This window comes from Streptomyces sp. NPDC048600 (assembly GCF_055587025.1).
On the sequence record NZ_JBVJGZ010000016.1, the window covers coordinates 134,476 to 152,244 of the forward strand.

Sequence of the window (17,769 nt, forward strand, 5' to 3'; positions counted from 1 at the left end):
CCGCCGGGACCCTATCGGCCGGAGCCCGGCGCGCCCGACACCGGGTCAGCGTGACTCCGCGGCCTTCACCTGCTCCGGGGTCGGCGCGGTGCCGCCGAGGTGGGCGGGCAGCCACCAGCTGTCCTCGGGGCCCTTGGGGCGGGCCGGGTAGGCGCGCTGGGCGGCGTCGAGGAGTTCCTGCACCCGCTCGCGGACCTGGCGGGTGAGGGCACCGGCGTACTTGTCCTTGGAGGCCTCGATCGCCTCTCCCACCCGGATGGTGACCGGGATGTGGCTGCGCTTGAAGTTGCGCGGCTGGCCCTTGGTCCACAGCCGCTGCGTGCCCCACACGGCCATCGGGATCAGGGGCACGCCCGCCTCCTGGGCCATGCGCGCGGCACCGGACTTGAAGCTCTTGAGGGTGAACGACTGCGAGATCGTCGCCTCGGGGAACACCCCGACCAACTCGCCGGAGCGCAGCGACCGCAGGGCGTGCTGGTAGGCCGCCTCGCCCTGGGCGCGGTCCACCGGGATGTGCTTCATACCGCGCATCAGCGGGCCGGAGACCTTGTGGCGGAAGACCGACTCCTTGGCCATGAAGCGCACCAGCCGCTTCTGCGGCAGCGCCGACAGACCGTTGAAGACGAAGTCGAGGTAGCTGATGTGGTTGCTCACCAGCACGGCACCGCCCGACCGGGGGATGTTCTCCGACCCCTGGCAGTCGATCTTCAGGTCCCAGGCCTTGAACAACGTCAGGGCCAGACCGACGACGGGACGGTACACAAGCTCTGCCATGGGTGGGACGGACCCTTTCTGCTCTGCCTGGGAAAGGGGCTCCCGGCCGAAAGTTACGGAGCCGTAGGTTTACGGCATGTCGCAGATCGTGCCCGAAGAACGCGTGGGGAGCCAGCCCGCGTGCCCGACCCGGGCGAGATCCTCGTCACGTCCACCTCGCGCTTTTAGCTTCGCTTTACTCCGGGCTTACCCACCGGCCACGCCCGAACCAGGGACAACTCGCGCCCCGGGTCGGTGTGCTGATCACACCATCGGTGGTGTCCTCGCCGTCCCGCCGTCCGCCGTCCCGCGAGGGCGGTTCCACCGGCCCGCAAGCGGGACGCGACGGGAGTGCGGGAATCATTGCGGTCGTGTGAACGCTTCAGCTCAGGACGACAAGGACGGAAGGCGGTCGCGGCGGGCGTCCGTGACGTGCCGTCCCGGCGGCGGAAGGGGAGAGCGCGGGTGCGCGGGCGCGACGAGGGGACGGTGCTCGGCCCGGCCGAGCTGGGCGGGGAACTGGGGGAGCGGGCCACGCTGGTGCAGTTCTCCAGCGCCTTCTGCGCGCCCTGCCGGGCCACCCGCAGGGTGCTCGGGGAGGTGGCGGCCATGGTGCCCGGCGTCTCGCATCTGGAGATCGACGCCGAGGACCGGCTGGAACTGGTCCGTGCGCTGGAGATCCTGAAGACCCCGACCGTGCTCGTCCTGGACGCCGGCGGGCGGGTGGTCCGCCGGGCCTCCGGGCAGCCCCGCCGGGCGGACGTGATCGCGGCTCTGGGGGCCGCGGTCGCGGGTGGGTGAGGGGGCTTCTCATGGTTCGTGACGTGCGCGTGAACCGGCTCCCACATGGCGGTACGTACTTGACTGTGCCCGCCGTCCGTCGTCAGCCTGACGTCCATGCCATCGGAACTCCTTCTGTTCAGCCGGGTGCACATCGACCTGGCGCGCACCGCGAGCGCGCGCTGTCCGGGCTGCTGAGCTCCCGCGACCCGCTCGTTCCCACCATCAGAAGGACAACTCCATGACGGCCACGTCCGACCTCGGCACCCCCCGTCTCGCCTCCCCCGAACTTCTGCGCTCCGTCTTCCGGCGGCATGCCGCGGGTGTCGCGGTCATCACCGCGCGCGGCGCCGCCGGGCCCGTCGGTTTCACCGCCACCTCGCTCACCTCCGTCTCCGCCGAGCCCCCGATGATCTCCTTCGGCATCGGTACCGGCGCCTCCAGCTGGCCCGCGATCGCCGAGGCCGGGCATGTCGGCGTCCACATACTCGGCGAGCACCAGCAGGACCTCGCCGCCACGTTCGCCCGCAGCGGGGCCGACCGTTTCGGCCCGTCGACCGCCTGGCGCGAGGGCCCCGAGGGGGTGCCCCTGCTCGACGGCGTGCCGGCCTGGCTGGTCTGCCGGGTCGCCGCCCGGGTGCCGGCCGGCGACCACCGGCTGGTGCTGGCCGAGGTGCTCCTCGGTGACCCGACGGGCGTCGGCCGCCCGCTTCTGTACCACCAGGGGCGCTTCACCGCTCTGCGGGATTGATCACGCCTGGGCGGTTCTGCGAAGCGGTCCGATTCCGGTTACGCTGCGTTGCGAAGGTCACAGTTCAAAGCGCTTGCTTAGCGGGGAAGAACTGGGTGTACTGACGAGTAATATTTCGGTCGGAGCGCCGGATCGCCCCGACCGGGATCGGCCGCTTGAGGCGCCTATGCTGCCTGCAAGAGGCAGCCGAGAAATGACGATGCAGTAGGAGAGCCGGCGTGAGCTTGAGGATCGTTGTCACTGTGAAGTACGTGCCCGACGCCACTGGCGACCGGCACTTCGCCGATGACCTGACCGTCGACCGCGACGACGTGGACGGCCTGCTCTCCGAGCTGGACGAGTACGCCGTCGAGCAGGCGCTTCAGATCTCCGAGAACTCGGACGACGACGTCGAGGTGACCGTCCTGACGGTCGGCCCCGAGGACGCCAAGGACGCGCTGCGCAAGGCGCTGTCGATGGGCGCCGACAAGGCCATCCACGTCGAGGACGAGGACCTGGAGGGCACCGACGCCATCGGCACCTCGCTGGTGCTGGCGAAGGCGATCGAAAAGGCCGGCTTCGACCTGGTCGTCTCCGGCATGGCCTCCACCGACGGCACCATGGGCGTCGTCCCGGCCCTGCTCGCCGAGCGTCTCGGTGTCCCGCAGGTGACCCTGCTGTCCGAGGTCTCCGTCGAGGACGGCACCGTCAAGGGCCGCCGTGACGGCGACGCCGCCTCGGAGCAGTTGGAGGCCTCCCTGCCGGCCGTCGTGTCGGTCACCGACCAGTCCGGCGAGGCGCGTTACCCGTCCTTCAAGGGCATCATGGCCGCGAAGAAGAAGCCGGTTCAGTCCTGGGACCTGTCGGACCTGGACATCGACGCGGACGAGGTCGGTCTGGAGAACGCCTGGACCGCGGTCGACTCCGCGGCCGCGCGTCCGGCCCGCACGGCCGGCACCATCGTCAAGGACGAGGGCGAGGGCGGCAAGCAGCTCGCCGAGTACCTCGCGAGCCAGAAGTTCATCTAAGGCTCGACACGCCGACCGCCCCTCAACTTCGTTACGCAGGAGAGCAATCCCATGGCTGAAGTCCTCGTCTACGTCGACCACGTGGACGGTGCCGTCCGCAAGCCGACCCTCGAGCTGCTGACCCTGGCCCGCCGCATCGGCGAGCCCGTCGCCGTCGCGCTGGGCAACGGCGCCGCCGACACCGCGGCCGCCCTCGCCGAGCACGGCGCGGTGAAGGTCCTCACCCACGACGCGTCCGAGTACGCCGACTACCTGGTCGTCCCGAAGGTCGACGCCCTCCAGGCCGCCGTCGAGGCCGTGTCCCCGGCCGCCGTGCTGGTGCCGTCCTCCGCGGAGGGCAAGGAGATCGCCGCCCGTCTGGCGCTGCGCATCGGCTCCGGCATCATCACCGACGCCGTCGACCTCGAGGCCGGCGACGAGGGCCCGGTGGCCACCCAGTCGGTGTTCGCCGCGTCCTTCACCACCAAGTCCCGTGTCTCCAAGGGCACCCCGGTCATCACGGTCAAGCCGAACTCGGCCGCCGTGGAGGCCGCCCCGGCCGCCGGCGCCGTCGAGGCGCTCGCCGTGACCTTCTCCGACAAGGCCACCGGCACCAAGGTCACCGCGCGCACCCCGCGCGAGTCGACCGGCCGTCCGGAGCTGACCGAGGCCGCGATCGTCGTCTCCGGCGGCCGTGGCGTCAACGGCGCCGAGAACTTCGCGATCATCGAGGCCCTCGCCGACTCGCTCGGCGCGGCCGTCGGTGCCTCGCGTGCCGCGGTGGACGCCGGCTGGTACCCGCACACCAACCAGGTCGGCCAGACCGGCAAGTCGGTCTCGCCGCAGCTGTACATCGCCAACGGCATCTCCGGCGCGATCCAGCACCGCGCGGGCATGCAGACCTCGAAGACCATCGTGGCCGTCAACAAGGACCCCGAGGCCCCGATCTTCGAGCTGGTCGACTACGGCGTGGTCGGCGACCTGTTCGACGTCGTCCCGCAGCTCACCGAGGAGATCAACACCCGCAAGGGCTGATCACCTCACCACCTGATCTCCGTCAGGCTGTCCGAGGCCCCCGTGACCCGCACCGGTCACGGGGGCCTCGCCATGCCGCCGGGCGCCTCCCGCGAGGCGTTCACCCCAGGGTCAGCGTCACCTGCACGGGCAGATGGTCGCTCGGGAACTGCCCTTCCACGGCGAAGGTGTTGACCGACGCGCGGTGCGTCACGACGCCCGGGGTGGCGAGGATCCAGTCGATGCGGTCGCCGTCCGGCACCAGCGGCCGGTACCCGTGGAAGGTGCCGTACAGCGGCCCCCGTTCGGCCGCCGTGTCCCAGGTGTCCACCAGGCCCGCCGCCAACAGGCTGTCGTGGACCGGGTTCCGGTGCGCCGCCACGTTGAAGTCGCCCGTCACCAGCAGCGGCAGGGCCGGGTCCAGGGCGCCGACGCGTCCGGCGATGAGCGCGGCGGCCCTGAGGCGGGCGCTCTGGCTGCGGTTGTCGAGATGCGTGTCGAGGACGTGGAACTCCCGCCCCGCGTCGGCCAGATCGCGGAAGCGGACCCAAGTGGCCATCCGGATCGAGGCCCCGCCCCAGGTGTTGGAGGCGATCACCTCGGGCGTGCCGGACAGCCAGAAGTGGTCGTAGGCCACGGGCGCGAGCCGGCGGGTGTCGTAGAAGACGGCCATGAACTCGTCCCGGCTGCCGCCCGCGCGGCCCGTGCCGATCCAGCCGTAGTGCGGCGCGAGGTCGGCCTCGATGTCCCTCAGCTGCTGGTAGAGGCCCTCCTGGGTGCCGATCACATGCGGGCGCTCGCGGCGCAGCAGGGCGCGCAGGACGGGGCGGCGGACGGTCCAGCTGTGGGGCTCGGCGGTGCTCGCGAAGCGGAGGTTGAAGGACATCACGCGCAGCGTGCGGCGGGGTTCGCCGGCCGAGGCGGCGGAGACGGACAGTGCTGTACTGGAGGCGGGCACGGTGACCGCGGCGGCCAGGGCGGTCTTCAGGCCCAGACGGCGGGTGACGCGACTGCGGTGCGGCACGGGTACTCCTCGGGGAGAAGGACGACCGGACGAGTCGGTGCGCTGGAGAGTGTGACAGCTCCCCGTGAGATGAGGTGTTGACCGGCCAGAAGTCCCCGGATAACTTCATTCTACGGATTGTTGATTCCGGAGTGCGGAAAATTGGAGGGTGTGGGAATGGGTCAGGGCCAGCAGGAGCAGGTGGCGACGAGCCTCGCGGGCACCGTCAGCGAGGAGATCGGCGCCTCCCTCTCGGAGGTCGACGCGGAACTCGAGCGCGTCTACCCCGGGGACCCCGGCACCCGCCAGCCCGTGCACACCGTCTACGTACCCGGCGACGTCTTCGCCGCCGACACCGTCCGCTCCTGGGGCGACCGGGCCCTCGCCGCCCTCGACGAACACGCCCCGGACGCCGCCTCCTTCGCCGCCGTCCTCGGCCTGTCCGGCGAACTCGCCGAGCCGGTGTACTCCCGCGTCCGCGCCAAGCTGGAGCGCGAACCGATCGAAGACCTGCGCGTCGACTTCGAGGACGGCTACCAGGGCGGCCACGAGGACCGGGACGCCGCCCGCGCCGCCCGCCTGATCGCCGAGGCCTACCGCGACGGCAGCGCCGCCCCGTACATGGGCATCCGCATGAAGTGCATGGAGGCCCCTGTCCGCGACCGCGGCATCCGCACGCTGGACGTCTTCCTCACCGGCCTGATGGAGGCCGGCGGACTGCCCGGCGGACTGGTCCTGACCCTGCCCAAGGTGACCTACCCCGAGCAGGTCACCGCCATGGTCCGGCTGCTGGAGGCCTTCGAGAAGGCGCACTCCCTGGAGCCCGGCCGGATCGGCTTCGAGATCCAGATCGAGACCAGCCAGTCCATCCTGGCCGCCGACGGCACCGCCACCGTCGCCCGGATGATCCGGGCCGCCGAGGGCCGCGCCACCGGCCTGCACTACGGCACCTTCGACTACAGCGCCTGCCTCGGTGTCTCCGCCGCCTACCAGGCCAGCGACCACCCGGCCGCCGACCACGCCAAGGCGGTCATGCAGGTCGCGGCGGCGGGCACCGGCGTACGTGTCTCGGACGGCTCGACCAACGTCCTCCCGGTCGGCCCCACCGAGAAGGTCCACGACGCCTGGCGCCTGCACTACGGCCTCACCCGCCGGGCGCTGGCCCGCGCCTACTACCAGGGCTGGGACATGCACCCGGGCCACATCCCCACCCGCTACGCCGCCGTCTTCGCCTTCTACCGCGAGGGCTTCGAGCAGGCCGCCGCCCGCCTCGCCCGCTACGCCAGTCGCGCTGCGGGCGACGTCATGGACGAGCCCGCCACCGCCAAGGCCCTCAGCGGCTACCTGCTGCGCGGCCTCGACTGCGGCGCCCTGGACATCGCCGAGGTCGCCCGGCTGACCGGCCTGACCCGGGCCGACCTGGAGGGGTTCGCCTCACCGCGGCGCGGCGACCTCACGGCGTCCGCGAAGTAGGGCCCTGATCTCTCAGGCCGGCCCGGCGGCCGTCGCCTCCGCGCGGCGGACCGGGAACATGGTCGGTACCGGATCGTTCCCCAGGAAGTCGAGGACGATCCGGTTGACCACCGCGGGCTTCTCCATCGTCAGCAGGTGCGAGGCCCCGGGGACGACAGCCAGCTCGGCCCCGGGGATCGCGCGGTACAGCGCGATCGTATGCTCCAGGGTGAACATGTCGTCGTCCCCGGCCATCACCAGGACGGGCACCGTGATCCGGGCCAGATCCTCCGTGGAGAGGTCCGGCTCCTTGCGGTACATGTCGAGCAGCCGGTCCGCGACCACCGGCCAGTGGTCCGGCCCGTCCGGCGCCACGGCGACGTACATCTCGCGGAACGGCGCCATGTCCGGACTGGCCGCCGTCATATGGTCGAGCAGCCCCGGCACCGCCGCACACTCACTCGGCGGGCGGAAGTTCGCGCCGATCGCCACGACCTTGCGGACCACGTCCGGGCGGGCGATCGCGACCAGCAGGGCCACGATCGCGCCGTCGCTCCAGCCGACCAGATGAGCCGGGCCGCCGACCATCATCTCGACGAAGTCGGCGGTGTCCCGCGCCATGTCCTGGTACGTGAGCGGCCCGGGGACGTCGGGCGTGCGCCCGTGCCCGCGGCGCTCGGGCAGGAAGACGTGGTACTCCGCCGCGAGGGCGGCGCGCTGCGGGTCCCAGGTCTCGTTCGTGCAGAACCCGCCGTGCAACAGCAGCAGCGGCGGCTCACCGGCCGCACCCTCGGTCTCGTACCACGTCCTGACGCCGGGAAGATCCACGTAGTCGCCCATGGCCGCCGGCTCCCTCCGGAGTGCCCCCGCTCACGGCCAGTGTCCGCCGCCCGCGGAGCCGCCCGCAACGCGAGCGGCCACCGGGCCGCGCCCCGGCGCTCACGACCGGCCGAGCCGCCCTAGTGCCCTTCTGGCGCGTCCGTGCCGCGCCCCGTCGGCACCCACGCCTCCAGCCCGGACCGCGTCACCAGCCCCGCCTCCGCGAACAGCCGCGTGCCGTGCTCGCACAGCGCCGCATCGGCCCGTGCCCGCGTGACGAACTCCTCCGGCGTCGTCCCGAACAGCTCCCTCAACCGGGGCAGCCCGGCCAGCAGTTCGGTGAGCAGCTCCCGCTGCCCGGGGTGCGGCCGGGGCGTGCCGCCGCCGTCGTGCAGCACCCCGCGCCGGTTGACGTACGCGTACACCCCCGGCAGCGTCCGCCCGTCCTCCAGCTCCACCGGCACCTGCGCCGCGGGCAGCCAGGCCCGGCGGAAGTTGCCGGCCGGCAGCGGCACGCCCTCGCTGGCGTCCACCACCGCGAGCTGTTCGCCGTCCAGCCATGCCACGAACAACTCCCGCACGGCGCCCGGCGCGCGCAGGGGTGACGCCGAGACGTATCCCATCCGGCTGACATGCGCGGAGACGCCCACGGCGAGGCCGGTGACCCGGACCTTCACCAGCGGCACGGGCGCCGAGAGCCCGGCCCGGGCCATCTTGCGGCCCAGCTGGCCGGGCGAGGCGTTGGAGCCGACCGCGAGCACCGGGGTGCGGTCCGGGTGGACCAGCCGGGTCAGTGGCCACAGATGGCCGCCGTCGAGCAGCCCGGACCGCCGCGGCCACACACCGGGATAGCTCAGCGGGTCGTCGTGCGGCACCCCGGAGAGCCCCAGGGCCTCCAGCGTGTGCCGTTCCGGGTCCGGGGCGGCCGTGTCCGGGTCCATGGACGCCTCAGTCCGCGGGCGGCAGTTCGCCGGAGCCGCGGGCGATCAGACGGGTGGGCAGCTCGATCCGCTCGGGCGCGACCAGATTGCCGTCCAGCTGCCGGAACAGCCGCTCGGCCGCCGTACGGCCCAGCGCCGCGGCGTCCTGCGCGACCACGGTCAGTCCGGGCCGCAGCAGGTCGGCGAGCTCGATGTCGTCGAAGCCCACCAGGGCGACATGGCGCGCGTGCTCGGCGAGGACCCGGACGACCGTGACGGTCACCCGGTTGTTGCCGGTGAAGATCGCCGTCACCGGGTCGGAGCCGGAGAGCATCTCCTCGGCCGCCCGGCGCACCCGCTCGGGGTCGGTCGCCCCCAGGGACATCCAGGACCCCGCCACCGGTATCCCGGCGTCCTCCATGGCCGCCCGGTAGCCGCGCAGCCGCTCGGCCGCGGTGTGGATGCGGGGCATGTCGCCGATGAACCCGATCCGGCGGTGCCCGTGCGCGATCAGATGGGCGACACCGTCCCGGGCCCCGCCGTAGTTGTCCGACAGCACCACGTCCGCGTCGATCCGCCCGGCCGGGCGGTCCACGAACACCGTGGCCACGCCCGCCCTGATCTCCGGCTCCAGATAGCGGTGGTCGTCACCGGCCGGGATGACCACCAGGCCGTCCACCCGCCGCGCGCACAGCGCCAGCGCCAGTTCCTGCTCCCGCTCGGGTTCCTCGGCGCTGGAGCCGTTGATCAGCAGCGCGCCGTGGGCGCGGGCCACCTCCTCCACGGCCCGGCTGAGGGGACCGTAGAAGGGGTCGGCGAGGTCCTCCAGGACCAGGCCGATGCTGGCGGTGCGGCCCTTGCGCAGCACACGGGCGCTGTCGTTGCGCCGGAAGCCGAGCGCCTCGATGGCGTCCTGCACCCGCCGCTCGGTGTCGGGTGTGACACCGGGCTCGCCGTTGACGACACGCGACACCGTCTTCAGGCCGACACCGGCCCGTGCGGCGACGTCCTTCATCGTCGGGCGGGTCCCGTAGCGGGCTGGGGAGAGCCCGTCGGCTCGGCGGATGGCATCGGCCACGGTGGGGTGTCCTGTCCTGTGATCCTCGGGGGTGCGTGGATTCGTGGATTGTATGAGGATGTGGCGTCGAGCATAGAGCCTGGACAACGTTGTCATAGTCGGGGGACACTGTCCGACGCATACTTCGCCGGCGCGCCCCACCGCCGGACAGACCTCCGCATTTCCTGCCCATTCCCACGGCTGACGGGGAGAACCGACCTTGACGCACACCGCCCACGTGGCCGCTCTCGACATCGGCGGCACCAAGATCGCCGGTGCCCTGGTGGACGGCGACGGCCGGATACTGGTGCGCGCCCAGCACCCGACGCCCGCCCGCAAGGACGGCGACACGGTCATGGACGCCGTGCGGCAGGTCCTCGCGGAACTCGCCGCCTCGCCCCTGTGGCGGCACGCCGACGCGGTCGGCATCGGCAGCGCGGGACCGGTCGACGCCTCCACGGGCACGGTCAGTCCGGTCAACGTCCCCGGCTGGCGCGACTACCCGCTGGTCGACGGCGTCCGCGAGGCGACCGGAGGACTCCCCGTCGAGCTGATCGGCGACGGCGTGGCCATCACGGCCGCCGAGCACTGGCAGGGCGCCGCCCGCGGCCACGACAACGCCCTGTGCATGGTCGTCTCCACCGGCGTCGGCGGCGGTCTGGTCCTCGGCGGCCGACTCCACCCGGGCCCCACCGGCAACGCAGGCCACATCGGCCACATCAGCGTCGACCTCGACGGCGACCCCTGCCCCTGCGGCTCGCGCGGCTGTGTCGAGCGCATCGCCAGCGGCCCCAACATCGCCCGTCGCGCCCTGGACGCGGGCTGGCTGCCCGGCCCGGACGGTGACGTCTCCGCCGCCGCGGTCGCCGCCGCTGCCCGCTCCGGCGACCCCGTCGCCCTCGCCTCCTTCGAGCGTGCCGCGCGGGCCCTGGCCGCCGGTATCGCCGCCACCGCGACCCTGGTCGAGATCGACATCGCCGTCGTCGGGGGCGGTGTGGGCAACGCGGGCGACATCCTCTTCACGCCCCTGCGCAAGGCCCTCGCCCACTACGCCACGCTCTCCTTCGTACGGCGGCTGAAGGTGGTGCCCGCCCGGATGGGCACGGACGCCGGACTGGTCGGTGCCGCCGCGGCGGCACTGTCGCGGAGGGCCGCCGCGGGAGTGTGAGCCGGGTGCGTGAGCCGGGGGCGCGGCGAGGTGGCCCCCTTCTTGGCGGAACGGTTCCGCCGCGCGAGACGTCGAGGGCGGCCCTGACCTTCGTACGACGGCCGTGACCTTCGTGCGGCGGGTGCCGTTGAGTCCGGCATGAAGAAGCGCAGCATGCTCGCCATCGCCTCCCTCGCCACCGGCTTCGTCGTCGCGGCGGTCACCCCGTCCCACGCCCTCGGCGACGACCTGGGCGACCTCGACGTGAACGGCACCCTCAGCACCCTCGACCGCACGATCGCCAGCGACAGCCTCGACGTCGACGAATCCGCCCTCGGCGGCCAGGGCGCGCACAACGGCTGACGGCCCCGAACGCCGTCCCCAGGGCGCCGGATCTCCCCGCCGGGAGGTCCGGCGCCTCACTGTTCGCAGGCACTCAACTGCGTCTGGTTTCCGTGGCAGGGTGGAACGGGCAAGCCACTGGGGGCCAACAGAAGAGGGGGAATCGTGACCGTCGTCTGGATCAACGGCGCGTTCGGTGCGGGGAAGACGTCCACCGCACGGGAACTGATCGACCTGATCCCGAACAGCACGCTCTTCGACCCCGAACTCATCGGAGGGGCACTCACGCACCTGCTGCCCGCCAAACGACTCGCCGAGACGAGCGACTTCCAGGACCTGCCGATCTGGCGCCGGCTCGTCATCGACACGGCGGCCGCGCTGCTCGCCGAGCTCGGCGGCACCCTCGTGGTGCCCATGACCCTGCTGCGCCAGGAGTACCGCGACGAGATCTTCGGCGGTCTCGCCGCCCGCCGGATCGCCGTACGACACCTCGTACTGACCCCGGCCGAAACGATCCTGCGGGAGCGGATCGCCCGACGCGAGGTCCCACCGGACCTGCCCGACGGCGAGATACGCGTACGCCAGTGGTCCTACGACCAGATCGAACCCTACCGGGCCGCCCTGGCCGACTGGCTCTGCGCCGACGCCCACCCCGTCGACAACGGCACTCTCACACCCCACGAGACCGCCGCGCGCATCGCCGACGCCGTCGCCTCCGGCACCGCGCCCGCCTGCGCCATCGTGCAGACCGCCCAGCCCACCGCCGAGACGGTCGCCTCGGGCGTCCTGCTCTTCGACGAGCACGACCGCGTCCTGCTCGTCGACCCCACGTACAAGCCCGGCTGGGAGTTTCCCGGCGGCGTCGTCGAACCCGGCGAGGCACCCGCCCGCGCCGGTGTGCGCGAGGTCGCCGAGGAGACGGGCATCCGGCTGGCGGACGTACCGCGCCTCCTGGTCGTCGACTGGGAACGCCCGCAGCCCCCCGGCTACGGCGGGCTGCGGCTGCTCTTCGACGGCGGCCGGCTCGACCGCTCCGCCGCCGAACGCGTGCTGCTGCCCGGCCCCGAACTGCGTGCCTGGCGCTTCGTCACCGAGCAGGAGGCCGCCACCCTGCTGCCGCCCGTGCGCTACGAACGCCTGCGCTGGGCCCTGCGGGCGCGCGAGCGCGGGGCGGCGCTGTACCTGGAGGCGGGCGTCCCGGCCGGGAACGGCTGATCGGCGCCGCCGCGCGGGAACGCGGCACCCTCACGGTCGTACGCGGCCCGCCGCGGCCGGGGCGTACGCCAGGGCGCGCCCGGCACCCGCCACCCCTGTCGCCCCCGGCGGCCGGAGCATCCGCCGCAGAACCGCTCCCGGAGGAGGAAGGCGCGGGGCCCCACCCGGTGAGGCCCCGCGTCCCACGGCGTCAGCGTCGCACCGCGTCAGCGCGCCGCGTAGTTGCGCAGGAACAGCGCCTCCGCCACCGACAGCCGCTCCAGCTCCTGCGGCGACACGCTCTCGTTGACCGCGTGGATCTGCGCCTCCGGCTCGCTCAGGCCGATGAGCAGGATCTCCGCGTCCGGATACAGCGAGGAGAGCGTGTTGCACAGCGGGATCGAGCCGCCCTGACCGGCGTACTGCATCTCCTCACCCGGGTAGGCGACCGCCATCGCGTCGGCCATCGCCTGGTACGCCGGGCTGGAGGTGTCCGCGCGGAACGGCTGGCCCTGGCCGATCTGCTCCGTCGACACCCGGGCGCCCCACGGCGTGTGCGCCTCCAGGTGGGCGACGAGCAGCTTGGTGGCCTCGGCCGCGTCGGCGCCCGGCGGCACCCGCAGACCGATCAGCGCGCGGGCGCTCGCCTGCACCGACGGCGTGGCACCCACCACCGGCGGGCAGTCGATGCCGAGCACCGTGGCCGAGGGTCGCGCCCAGATCCGGTCCGCCACCGAGCCCGAGCCGATCAGGCCCACACCGTCCAGCACCTTGGCGTCCTCGCGGAACTGCTTCTCGTCGTAGGCGAGCCCGTCCCACGACGGCCCCTGCCCGAGCCCGTCCACGGTCGTCGTGCCGTCCTCGGCCCGCAGCGAGTCCAGCACGCGGATCAGCGCCGCCAGCGCGTCGGGCGCCGCACCGCCGAACTGGCCGGAGTGCAGGTTGCCCTGGAGGGTGTCGACCCGCACCCGCAGCGTCGTCATACCGCGCAGCGTGGTGGTGACGGTGGGCAGGCCGACCCGGAAGTTGCCCGCGTCGCCGATGACGATGGTGTCGGCCGTCAGCAGCTCCGGGTGCGCCTCGGCGTACTGCTGGAGGCCGCCGGTGCCCATCTCCTCCGAGCCCTCGGCGATGAACTTCACGTGCACCGGGACACCGCCGTTCGCCTTCAGGGCGCGCAGCGCGAGCAGGTGCATGATCACACCGCCCTTGCAGTCGGCGGCGCCACGGCCGTACCAGCGCCCGTCGCGCTCGGTCAGCTCGAACGGCGGCGTGGTCCAGCGTGTCTCGTCCAGCGGCGGCTGCACGTCGTAGTGCGCGTACAGCAGGACCGTCCGCGCGCCCTCCGGGCCGGGCAGGTAGCCGTAGACCGACTGGGTGCCGTCCGGCGTGTCGAGCAGGGCCACGTCCTCGAAGCCCTCGGCCGACAGCGCGTCCGCGACCCAGCGGGCCGCTCCCTCGCTCTCGGACCTGGGGAACTGGTCGAAGTCCGCCACCGATTTGAAGGCCACCAGCTCGGCGAGTTCCGCCTTGGCCCGGGGCATCAGCTCGGTGACGGTCTCGGCGACCGGATTCGACGACATGGGCACGCTCCTCGTAGGTGCGACGTTGGACGTATGGGTAGCGCGATCCTGTCACAGTGACCTGCGGCGGGGCCCGTGCGCCGGGTCCCCCCGACCATGGCGAACAGCACGTTTCGGCCGGTGCCCGACGGGTGGGGAGCGGGCGCCGGACCGCGCGACGGGGGCATGGTCCTCGGGACGGGCACCGGGCCCGCCGTAGGATGCGCAGGACAGAAGCGACAGGCGGCTGGACCGGGAGCAGTAACCATCGTGAGCAGCGAGAACTCTTCGGCGGACGACGAGCGGCAGGTCTGGGACGTCGTCGTGGTGGGCGCGGGACCCGCGGGGGCCTCGGCCGCCTACGCGGCCGCGGTCGCGGGACGACGCGTGCTGTTGCTGGAGAAGGCCGAACTGCCCCGTTACAAGACATGCGGCGGCGGCATCATCGGCCCCTCGCGCGACGCGCTGCCGCCCGGCTACGAACTGCCCCTGCGCGACCGGGTGCACGCGGTCACCTTCACCCACAACGGCCGCTTCACCCGCACCCGGCGCTCCCGGCACATGCTCTTCGGGCTGATCAACCGCCCCGAGTTCGACCAGCAGATCGTCGAGCACGCCCAGAAGGCGGGCGCCGAACTGCGCACCGGCGTCACCGTCTCGCGCGTCGAGCAGCACGGCTCGGCGGTACCGGACCGGCGCACGGTCGCCGTCGTCCTCCAGGGCGGCGAGACCGTCCTGGCACGGGCCGTCGTCGGCGCGGACGGCAGCGCCAGCCGCATAGGAGCACACGTCGGCGTGAAGCTCGACCAGGTCGACCTCGGCCTGGAGGCGGAGATCCCTGTCCCGCAGACCGTCGCCGACGACTGGAAGGGCCGCATCCTGCTCGACTGGGGCCCGATTCCCGGCAGTTACGGCTGGGTCTTCCCCAAGGGCGACACCCTGACCGTCGGGGTGATCTCGGCGCGCGGCGAAGGCGCGGCCACCAAGCGGTACCTGGAGGACTTCATCGGCAGGCTCGGCCTCGCCGGGTTCGAACCGAGCGTCTCCTCCGGGCACTTGACCCGCTGCCGCGCCGACGACTCGCCGCTCTCGCGCGGACGCGTGCTGGTCTGCGGCGACGCGGCCGGGCTGCTGGAGCCGTGGACCCGCGAGGGCATCTCGTTCGCCCTGCGCTCCGGGCGGCTCGCGGGGGAGTGGGCCGTGCGCATCGCCGAGGCCCACGACGCCGTCGACGCCCGCCGCCAGGCACTCAACTACGCCTTCGCCATCAAGGCGGGGCTGGGCGTCGAGATGGCCGTCGGCAAGCGCCTGCTCGCCGCGTTCGAGCGCCGTCCCGGGGTCTTCCACGCCGGTCTCACCGGTGTGCGTCCCGTGTGGCGGGCCTTCATGGACATCACCCGTGGCCGGACCTCCCTCGGGGAGATCGTCCGCAACCGGCCCATCGTGCAGCGGATGCTGGTCCTGCTGGACCGGGGGGTGGCCGAGAAGCCCGCGGTGGGAGAGGGGGCTGGTTCCGGGCCCGCTGCCGGTTCCGCTTCCGGTGCGGAAGGGGCCGGAGCGCCGGGCGAGGGGGCCGGGGCGGCTGAGGCGGCTGGGGAGTCCGGGACTTCCGGGGCCTCTGGGGCTTCCGACGCTTCCGGGGGCGTCACTTCCTGATCCTGGTGTGGTGGGGGACACCGCCCCCACCTCACACGTACTTCCTGGGGAGTACGTGTGATCACCACGCCCGGCTGACGCCCTCGGCGCCGTGCCCGGTCTAGCGTGGCGGGCATGGACGATCAGCGCGTGCGCCGGGGGAGACCACCGTGGGGTCCGCCGCCGTGGGTCCTGGAACACCGGCGCCGGGAGCGCCGGTGGCCCTGGCCCTCGACGCTGCTGATCACCGTCTTCGTCATGGCCGGCTCCTCCTTCGCCGCTCACGAGCAGGCGGGCGAGCGGGCGGACCTCGACGTGTTCGGGCGGGTGCTGCTGGTGCTGGCCTGCGGGCAGCTGCTGTGGCGGCTGCGCCGCCCGGTGCCGGTGGTGTTCGGCACGGCGGCCACCGCGGCGGTCTATCTGGGTGCCGGGTATCCGTACGGCCCGGTGTTCCTCACGGTCGCCGTGGCCTGCTTCAGCGCGGTCGTGGCAGGGCACCGCAGGGCCGCCTGGGCGGCGGTCGGCGGGCTGTGGGCCGCGCATGTGCTGGTGGCGCACCGGCTGTACCGGTGGCTTCCCCCGCCGGGCGACTCGGCGTCGTCCTGGGGGCAGGAGGCGGTGATCGCCGCCTGGGTCGCCGCGATCGTCGCGCTGGCGGAGCTGGTGCGGGCACGCCGTGAGCAGTGGGCCCGTGAGCGGGCCGAGCGGGCCCAGGCGGCCCGGCGGCGCGCGGACGAGGAACGGCTGCGGATCGCCAGGGAGTTGCACGACGTCCTCGCGCACAGCATCTCGGTGATCAACGTGCAGGCGGGCGTGGGCCTGGCCCTGCTGGACACTGACCCGGAACAGGCGCGGGCCGCGCTCACCACGATCAAGTCGGCCAGCAAGGAGGCGCTCGGCGAGGTCCGTCAGGTGCTCGACACCCTGCGCACCGCGGGTGACGCCCCGCGCGCGCCCGCCCCCGGCCTGGACCGGTTGCCGGAACTTGTGCAACAGGCTGCGGGCGCGGGTCTCACGGTCACGGTCGAGGGCGAGGTGCCCCGGCTGCCGCCGGGCGCGGACCTCGCCGCGTTCCGGATCGTGCAGGAGGCGCTCACCAACGTCGTACGGCACTCGGGGTCCCGCCGTGCGCGCGTGGTGCTGGATCGGGGCGACGGGCCGGCGCCCCGGGCGGACGACGGCCGGCCGGGCGGGCCGGTGCTGCGGCTGCGGATCGACGACGACGGTCCGGCGACCGGCGCCGACGCGGGCGGCAGCGGGAACGGCCTGGCCGGGATGCGGGAGCGGGCGGCGGCGCTGGGTGGCACGATCGAGGCGGGGCCCCGGCCGGACGGCGGCTACCGGGTGCTCGCGGTACTGCCGTTGCGAGCCGAGGAGGAGGACCGGTGATCCGAGTGCTGCTCGCCGACGACCAGTCGCTGGTCCGGGCCGGCTTCCGGGCGCTGCTGGACGCGCAGCCGGACATCGAGGTGGCCGGGGAGGCCGCCGACGGCGAGGAGGCGCTGCGACGGGTGCGCGAACTGCGCCCCGACGTCGTGCTGATGGACATCCGGATGCCCGTCCTCGACGGACTGACGGCCACCCGGCGCATCACCGGGGACGATGAGCTGAGGGACGTCAGGGTGGTCATGCTGACGACGTTCGAGCTCGACGAGTACGTCTTCGAGGCGATCCGTTCCGGGGCCTCGGGGTTCCTGGTCAAGGACACCGAGCCGGAGGAACTCCTGCGTGCGGTGCGGGCGGTGGTGGCGGGCGACGCGCTGCTGTCGCCGGGCGTGACCCGGCGGCTGATCGCGGAGTTCGCGGCCCGTTCCAAGGAACCGGCGGCCGCCGGCGCGCTGGCCCGGCTCACCGAGCGGGAGCGTGAGGTGATGACCCTGGTCGGCATCGGGCTGTCCAACGACGAGATCGCCCGCCGCCTGGTCGTCAGCCCGCTGACCGCCAAGACCCATGTCAGCCGCACGATGGTGAAGCTCGGGGTGCGCGACCGGGCCCAACTCGTGGTGCTGGCCTACGAGTCGGGGCTGGTGCGGCCGGGCTGGCTGGGCTGAGCGGACCCCCGGAACCGCATGAGTACGGACACCACGCGGACGGCGAAGAGGACGGGCGCGACCACCAGCCCGGCGCGGACCAGCAGGGTCTCCAGCGGGCCGGGCAGATCGAAGAGGAACGCCGGCCCGGCGACCGCCCCGAACACCAACGCGGCCGCGAAGGCCGCGCTGAAGAGGGCGTATCCGATCTCGACGGTGATCGCGTCCCGTTCGGCCTGTGTGCGGCGCCGTCCCCCGTGCGTGGTCATGCTCCCGAGTGAAACAGGCGGGTGCCCGGCGGGGCAAACGGCCCCGCCGGGCACC

Annotated in this window: 18 protein-coding genes; 11 read left to right on the plus strand and 7 right to left on the minus strand. The window is 73.1% G+C overall.

The genetic code is table 11. The annotated features are described in order from the left end of the window. Window positions 1-45: 45 nt before the first annotated feature. Window positions 46-774, minus strand: a complete 729-nt coding sequence (locus ACZ6SQ_RS22340) for a lysophospholipid acyltransferase family protein (RefSeq protein ID WP_386378672.1) — start codon at window positions 772-774, stop codon at window positions 46-48. A 411-nt stretch (window positions 775-1,185) separates the two neighbouring features. Here ACZ6SQ_RS22340 and ACZ6SQ_RS22345 point away from each other — a divergent pair, with 411 nt between their 5' ends. The 4 genes from ACZ6SQ_RS22345 (at window position 1,186) to ACZ6SQ_RS22360 (ending at window position 4,305) form a co-directional block, all read left to right on the plus strand. Then, window positions 1,186-1,554, plus strand: coding sequence for a TlpA family protein disulfide reductase (locus tag ACZ6SQ_RS22345; protein ID WP_469564758.1), 369 nt, complete (start codon window positions 1,186-1,188; stop codon window positions 1,552-1,554). 220 nt (window positions 1,555-1,774) lie between these two features. Next, window positions 1,775-2,284 carry a flavin reductase family protein gene (locus ACZ6SQ_RS22350; RefSeq protein WP_469564760.1) on the plus strand — a complete coding sequence of 170 codons (510 nt, stop codon included), beginning with the start codon at window positions 1,775-1,777 and terminating at the stop codon, window positions 2,282-2,284. 218 nt (window positions 2,285-2,502) lie between these two features. Next, on the plus strand, window positions 2,503-3,291 hold the full coding sequence (locus tag ACZ6SQ_RS22355) for an electron transfer flavoprotein subunit beta/FixA family protein (RefSeq protein WP_389322408.1): 789 nt from the start codon (window positions 2,503-2,505) through the stop codon (window positions 3,289-3,291). 51 nt (window positions 3,292-3,342) lie between these two features. Continuing rightward, window positions 3,343-4,305 carry an electron transfer flavoprotein subunit alpha/FixB family protein gene (locus ACZ6SQ_RS22360; RefSeq protein WP_386378664.1) on the plus strand — a complete coding sequence of 321 codons (963 nt, stop codon included), beginning with the start codon at window positions 3,343-3,345 and terminating at the stop codon, window positions 4,303-4,305. A gap of 100 nt (window positions 4,306-4,405) precedes the next feature. On the opposite strand, the gene ACZ6SQ_RS22365 is transcribed toward ACZ6SQ_RS22360, so the two are convergent. After that, window positions 4,406-5,308 carry an endonuclease/exonuclease/phosphatase family protein gene (locus tag ACZ6SQ_RS22365; RefSeq protein ID WP_469564763.1) on the minus strand — a complete coding sequence of 301 codons (903 nt, stop codon included), beginning with the start codon at window positions 5,306-5,308 and terminating at the stop codon, window positions 4,406-4,408. A 156-nt stretch (window positions 5,309-5,464) separates the two neighbouring features. On the opposite strand from ACZ6SQ_RS22365, the gene ACZ6SQ_RS22370 reads away from it, so the two are divergent. Further along, window positions 5,465-6,760 (plus strand): DUF6986 family protein, encoded by a 1,296-nt coding sequence (locus tag ACZ6SQ_RS22370; protein WP_469564765.1) that lies wholly within the window; start codon window positions 5,465-5,467, stop codon window positions 6,758-6,760. A 12-nt stretch (window positions 6,761-6,772) separates the two neighbouring features. Here ACZ6SQ_RS22370 and ACZ6SQ_RS22375 read toward each other — a convergent pair whose 3' ends face one another. From ACZ6SQ_RS22375 to ACZ6SQ_RS22385, 3 genes are all read right to left on the minus strand, one after another. Further along, a complete protein-coding gene (locus ACZ6SQ_RS22375) occupies window positions 6,773-7,579 on the minus strand; it encodes an alpha/beta fold hydrolase (protein ID WP_469564767.1) in 807 nt (268 codons plus the stop codon). A gap of 119 nt (window positions 7,580-7,698) precedes the next feature. Then, the gene (locus ACZ6SQ_RS22380; protein ID WP_469564769.1) at window positions 7,699-8,499 is read right to left on the minus strand and encodes a hypothetical protein; all 801 of its coding nucleotides are present in this window, start codon (window positions 8,497-8,499) and stop codon (window positions 7,699-7,701) included. Between the two features lie 7 nt (window positions 8,500-8,506). Continuing rightward, on the minus strand, window positions 8,507-9,556 hold the full coding sequence (locus ACZ6SQ_RS22385; RefSeq protein ID WP_469564771.1) for a LacI family DNA-binding transcriptional regulator: 1,050 nt from the start codon (window positions 9,554-9,556) through the stop codon (window positions 8,507-8,509). A gap of 199 nt (window positions 9,557-9,755) precedes the next feature. Between ACZ6SQ_RS22385 and ACZ6SQ_RS22390 the strand changes: the two genes are divergently transcribed. The 3 genes from ACZ6SQ_RS22390 to ACZ6SQ_RS22400 all read left to right on the plus strand — a co-directional run bounded on the left by ACZ6SQ_RS22390 (window position 9,756) and on the right by ACZ6SQ_RS22400 (window position 12,239). Beyond that, complete coding sequence (locus ACZ6SQ_RS22390; protein ID WP_469564773.1) at window positions 9,756-10,703, plus strand: ROK family protein; 948 nt, start codon at window positions 9,756-9,758, stop codon at window positions 10,701-10,703. A gap of 138 nt (window positions 10,704-10,841) precedes the next feature. Then, a complete protein-coding gene (locus ACZ6SQ_RS22395) occupies window positions 10,842-11,045 on the plus strand; it encodes a hypothetical protein (protein WP_389322422.1) in 204 nt (67 codons plus the stop codon). A gap of 144 nt (window positions 11,046-11,189) precedes the next feature. Beyond that, window positions 11,190-12,239: an NUDIX hydrolase gene (locus tag ACZ6SQ_RS22400; RefSeq protein ID WP_469564775.1), complete on the plus strand. Its 1,050-nt coding sequence runs from the start codon at window positions 11,190-11,192 to the stop codon at window positions 12,237-12,239. A 206-nt stretch (window positions 12,240-12,445) separates the two neighbouring features. Here the strand turns inward: ACZ6SQ_RS22400 and ACZ6SQ_RS22405 are convergent, their stop codons facing one another. Further along, window positions 12,446-13,801, minus strand: coding sequence for a M20/M25/M40 family metallo-hydrolase (locus ACZ6SQ_RS22405; RefSeq protein ID WP_469564777.1), 1,356 nt, complete (start codon window positions 13,799-13,801; stop codon window positions 12,446-12,448). Between the two features lie 249 nt (window positions 13,802-14,050). On the opposite strand from ACZ6SQ_RS22405, the gene ACZ6SQ_RS22410 reads away from it, so the two are divergent. From ACZ6SQ_RS22410 to ACZ6SQ_RS22420, 3 genes are all read left to right on the plus strand, one after another. Next, entirely contained in the window at window positions 14,051-15,436 is a 1,386-nt protein-coding gene (locus tag ACZ6SQ_RS22410) for a geranylgeranyl reductase family protein (RefSeq protein WP_469564779.1), read from the plus strand. A 114-nt stretch (window positions 15,437-15,550) separates the two neighbouring features. After that, complete coding sequence (locus ACZ6SQ_RS22415) at window positions 15,551-16,804, plus strand: sensor histidine kinase (protein ID WP_469564781.1); 1,254 nt, start codon at window positions 15,551-15,553, stop codon at window positions 16,802-16,804. Beyond that, complete coding sequence (locus ACZ6SQ_RS22420; protein ID WP_469564783.1) at window positions 16,801-17,466, plus strand: response regulator; 666 nt, start codon at window positions 16,801-16,803, stop codon at window positions 17,464-17,466. The genes ACZ6SQ_RS22415 and ACZ6SQ_RS22420 overlap by 4 nt, the downstream gene beginning before the upstream one ends. On the opposite strand, the gene ACZ6SQ_RS22425 is transcribed toward ACZ6SQ_RS22420, so the two are convergent. Continuing rightward, window positions 17,427-17,714 (minus strand): DUF6332 family protein, encoded by a 288-nt coding sequence (locus tag ACZ6SQ_RS22425; protein ID WP_469564785.1) that lies wholly within the window; start codon window positions 17,712-17,714, stop codon window positions 17,427-17,429. The genes ACZ6SQ_RS22420 and ACZ6SQ_RS22425 overlap by 40 nt on opposite strands. Window positions 17,715-17,769 lie beyond the last annotated feature (55 nt).